The 4,527-nt window shown below is 37.2% G+C and carries 4 protein-coding genes and 1 pseudogene; 3 read left to right on the top strand and 2 right to left on the bottom strand.

The features are described 5' to 3' along the window. Window positions 1-203: 203 nt before the first annotated feature. Window positions 204-698, bottom strand: coding sequence for a nucleoside triphosphate pyrophosphohydrolase family protein (locus ACTF6W_RS07720; protein WP_438993963.1), 495 nt, complete (start codon window positions 696-698; stop codon window positions 204-206). Window positions 699-803: 105 nt separating this feature from the next. Between ACTF6W_RS07720 and ACTF6W_RS07715 the strand changes: the two are divergent. Further along, window positions 804-1,271, top strand: a pseudogene (locus tag ACTF6W_RS07715) (OsmC family protein). Here ACTF6W_RS07715 and ACTF6W_RS07710 read toward each other — a convergent pair. Next, window positions 1,268-2,614 (bottom strand): pyridoxal phosphate-dependent decarboxylase family protein, encoded by a 1,347-nt coding sequence (locus tag ACTF6W_RS07710; RefSeq protein ID WP_438993962.1) that lies wholly within the window; start codon window positions 2,612-2,614, stop codon window positions 1,268-1,270. The pseudogene ACTF6W_RS07715 and the gene ACTF6W_RS07710 sit on opposite strands and share 4 nt — an antisense overlap. A gap of 121 nt (window positions 2,615-2,735) precedes the next feature. On the opposite strand from ACTF6W_RS07710, the gene ACTF6W_RS07705 reads away from it, so the two are divergent. Both ACTF6W_RS07705 and ACTF6W_RS07700 read left to right on the top strand, forming a co-directional pair. After that, window positions 2,736-3,374 (top strand): hypothetical protein, encoded by a 639-nt coding sequence (locus ACTF6W_RS07705; protein ID WP_438993961.1) that lies wholly within the window; start codon window positions 2,736-2,738, stop codon window positions 3,372-3,374. 2 nt (window positions 3,375-3,376) lie between these two features. Next, on the top strand, window positions 3,377-4,291 hold the full coding sequence (locus ACTF6W_RS07700) for an alpha/beta hydrolase fold domain-containing protein (RefSeq protein WP_438993960.1): 915 nt from the start codon (window positions 3,377-3,379) through the stop codon (window positions 4,289-4,291). Window positions 4,292-4,527: the final 236 nt, after the last annotated feature.

Genomic DNA, 4,527 nt, shown 5'->3' with positions numbered 1-4,527 from the left:
TTAAAACTAAATTTATATTCTCGATCTTTAGCAAAAGATGCTGGTTTTAGAAAAAGTGATAAAATTATTGTTGTTGTTATAATCGAAAATATGTTTTCCATAAGGTTCCCCCAATTTTAAATGCTAAGATTTCTTCACGTTCATAAGCTGTACTAGTGTTATGACTTACGTAAATCAAGTTTAATCACATTTTCGTGATAATGTTAGCTTTCGAGAATTTCTCTTTCGGTATTAAGGTCACGGTTATAAGCTTTATCTTGAGAAAACTTTTCAGGAAACCGCGCTTTAAGCTTATTGATGTTGGTTGTAGCAACTTCATCAAAATTAGTATCAAGTTCCCTGAATAGCATAGCAAGATACCAAAGTAGGTCGCCCGCCTCTTCTTTTAAATTTACTTCGTCAAAAGTACCACTTTCGGCTGCTTTCAAAAAAGCTTCTGATATTTCACCTGCTTCAGTGCATAACCCATAAATGGCATGGACAATATTGCCATTTAGATTTTCAAATGAAAAATCATCAACACTGCCGCCCTCAACCTTGTCGCCTTTTCCGTAAAACAATTTGCGTTTTTGCCCGTCAAGTGCTTCCCCAGTTTCCGCAAACTTTTCAAAAGTTGCCTTCACTTCTTCTTCGGTGACTTTGTCGGTGAAATATGAATCAGATGCGGTACGCGCGCTATCGGCTAGGTAATTTTTCATGGGTTTCCTTTATATTTTTTTTATTATTTATATCCTCTAAAGATAAAAAAACAACTCTTCAAACAATAGAATTATGTTAAACTTGAATATAAAGGAGTAATCATCATGTCAGCATATAAAGCAAACATCACTTGGAAACGAAATTCCGGTGAAAAATTTATTGATAAAAAATATAGTAGACTTCATGAATGGAGCTTTGAAGGTGGTATTAATATTCCGGCAAGTCCATCACACCATATTGTGCCTGTCCCCTATTCTAATCCTGATTTCGTTGATCCGGAAGAAGCTTTTGTTGCTTCGCTTTCAAGTTGTCATATGTTGACGTTTTTAGATCTTTGTTCGCGTAATGGTATCATTGTCAATGACTACAGTGATGCAGCAGAAGGAATACTTGAACGTATAGGACGCAATAAATGGGGAATGACAAAGGTCACGTTAAAACCGGTCGCTACATACTGAAATGATGAGCCACCATCAAAAGAGCTATTAGAAGACCTTCATCATCAAGCCCACGAAATGTGTTTTATTGCGAATTCTGTTACTACTGAAATTGTAACGGAAATAATTTCTTAAAGTGCATCTTTTATTGCTTGTAGTGCAATGTCGATGTCTTCGTCGGTTGTTGCATAGGATGATACACTGATGCGAAAAGCTTTTTTGCCTTTCCAAACTGTCGGTCCAAACCATGTTTTGCCGCTTTTTTGCACTTTGTCAATAAACTGATCTACTCTTTCTTCGTCGTCGAATGTTCCAACGATTTGATTTATGACCACATCGTTCATAATGATTATGCCCAGTTTTTCCATTTCACTGGCAAAGTGTTTTGCATGATTACAGGTTCTATCGATCATTTCAGAAAGCCCATCTTTGCCAAGATGCTTCAATGCCGCCCAGATTTCTAAACCACGGGCTCTTTTAGAAAATTCTGGGGTGTGGTGGTTTGGCTCCCTCATTGCTCCTTCAATTAAATATGGCGCGGTAACGCCAAACATGTCTGTCAACGATTCTGCATTTTTGCAGATTGCAAGGGCACTATCATAAGGAACATTCAGCCATTTATGACAGTCTAGTGACCAACTGTCTGCGCGTTCCATGCCGTTCGTTAAATGACATCTGCTTTTAGAAACCTTAGTCCAACCACCGAAGGCAGCATCAACATGCACCCATGCATTAGCATCCGATGCTTTGTCGCATATTTCATTAAAAGGATCAAAAGCACCACTATTCACGTTGCCGGCTTGGGCAATGATAATCGTGTGATCATCAAGTTTTGGTATATCTGATGCAATCATTCTTCCTTGCTCGTCACATGGAACCATATGAAATTCATTCTTTCCATATCCCATATATTGCAGTGCTATGATATTGGTTGGGTGAATTTCTTCGCCCATCACAAATTTAAGGGGCGGTGCACTTGTTATACCGTACGCCTTTATATCAATCCCAAGTTTTTTATAAGTATGATTACGTGCGGCACTTAAAGCCGTAAAACCGGCCATTGAGGCACCAGTGACGAAACCAAACCCGCATTCAGCAGGGAAATCAAGTGCATCCAAGACCCATTTGCCCGCAACGTCTTCTAATTTTGCAGCTAAAGGGCTCATGATACTAAGGGCGCTATTTTGATCCCATGCACCAGCCATCCAGTTTGCCGCAATTGAAACGGGAAGTGCACTTCCGGTGACAAACCCGAAATAACGACCGCCACGCGTTGAAACGACACCCTGTTCCCCAATTTCAACAAGCATGTTAATGACGTCTTTTGCGTCCATGCCGCTATTAATGAACGGTTCATCAAACTGATTTAAGGCACGTATTGCATCTTCATTTGGTGTTACGGGGCGCGTGTTTAAACTTGTTTCGAATGATTTTGCCGCCTTTATAACATTGTCAAAAAGCTTTTGATCAAATTCCATAATAAATTCCATATCACAAACATGTGTTTTTATAGAATATGACTTTACTGTAATCTTGGGAAATGCCAATATAATTTTCGAAAATTCGACAATAAATATTAAGTATTAAGTAGGACGCATAATGAAACAAAACCCACCTTCGTTACAGGAAGAAATAAAAGAATATATTTTGGTTTTTTTTCAAGTCGCTGTTCTGGTTACCCTTTTGATTATTCCATCTAAAATAGGCCAATGGGCTATTATTGAATTTGGCTTCACTGAAATAAATTATTTCATGACCGAATTCACGATCATCATGGCAGCTGTGCTTTTATATTATGGAACCATGTTGATATTCCATCAAAGCCTAATTGATAAGATTGACGCAAATATTTACGTAAAAATTTTGATGGTTAGTGTGATTTTGTTTTGGTGCATATTTGATGGCACCATGGTTTATACCTTTCAAGAAGTATATAGCAATAATCAAGAACGCATTATCAGGCGTGATATTGTCTGGAGCGATGTGAATTTCTTTGAATTGCCGCCAGATGTCGTGTACCCGAACTTCCGTGCCGGTTTTTTAGGGCTGCTTTCGGCAATGCGCTTTTTCTTGGTTGCGGTGTTGGCTTATAAATTAATTGTAGGTGATAAGAAACCAGAAGAAGTGCAAAAGCCTGCTCTGAAGAAAAAACGTAAAGAAAAATCAATTGATGATATTAAAGCGACCTTGCATCCATCAATCTTGAAACAATATCAAAATAAAGAAAATCTGGATTAAATTTGAGATATATAATTTTCTTCATCATTTGTTTTATTAATTTTGCTCATGGGCAATCAATTACGGAACAAATTCGCGCTGAAGGAAAATCGATAGATGTTGGAAAATCACTCAGCAGGTGGCAACCATTATGGGAAGCAGCAGATAATAGTGCCGCTAAAGTCACATATGATTTAAAATATGGACCGGATAAAAAGCAGGGTTTTGATTTATATGAACCTGTCTCTGCTCCCTCCCATCCCTCGCCGATACTCGTTTTTTTACATGGGGGTTCATTTGTTGCGGGTGATAAAGCCATGTATGCCAATGTTGGGTATCATTTTGCCAAGATGGGTATTACTTCAGTTATAATGACATACCGACTAGCACCAGAATTTAAATGGCCGACAGGGACAATTGATCTTTCATTACAACTTAAATGGATTAGGGATCATGAGGACCAATTTAAATTTGCGGATAATTCTAAAGTGTTTTTATTTGGCCATTCCGCAGGTGCACAACATTTAGCAAGTTATATATTTGAAGAAAAATATCAAATTGAAAATGATGGTGTTAAGTGCGCGATCCTTGCAAATGGATCAGTTTATGACACAAGCATATTAAATAATGATGCGGACCCGCAATATTATGATTATTTCGGACGAGATAAAAACAAATATGCCGAAAGATCAATTTTGAATGATCTTGAAGGCAGAAAAGTTCCTGTGTTTGTCAGTTACGCTCAATATGATAAGGATAATTTTCAATATCAAGCTCTGAAAATGATTAATGCCCTTTATGAAAGGGACAAAGAAATGTCAACGATTATACAGCTGATTGATCATAATCATTTGTCGGAAGTTTTTCATTTTAATACTAGTGAAGATGGTTTTAGTGATCAAATAATTAAATTTATAAATTCAGTTTTACTAAATTAATCTTTTATTCAATTAAACTATACGTCATCAGGGAAAGTTGGGTTTTTAAGTCTTTATAATAAGAGAGTATTCTGCTCCATCTGTTAATATTATGTGGCCATAGCTTTAATGTGCAAGCGTTTTCGTTTGGCCATTGTTTTTAGTTTAATTTTGTTTCGCTTTTCCAGGATCACATTGCCGCGTCCTAGAAAGACATCTTCAGGTGTTAGGTTATTTATGCTCTCATGATATCTCCT

It is taken from the genome of Pseudemcibacter sp., from assembly GCF_965661635.1.
Classification (GTDB): Bacteria; Pseudomonadota; Alphaproteobacteria; order Sphingomonadales; family Emcibacteraceae; genus Pseudemcibacter.
Note: the sequence above shows the minus strand (reverse complement) of the source record. Positions and strands in the feature narration are given on the sequence as shown.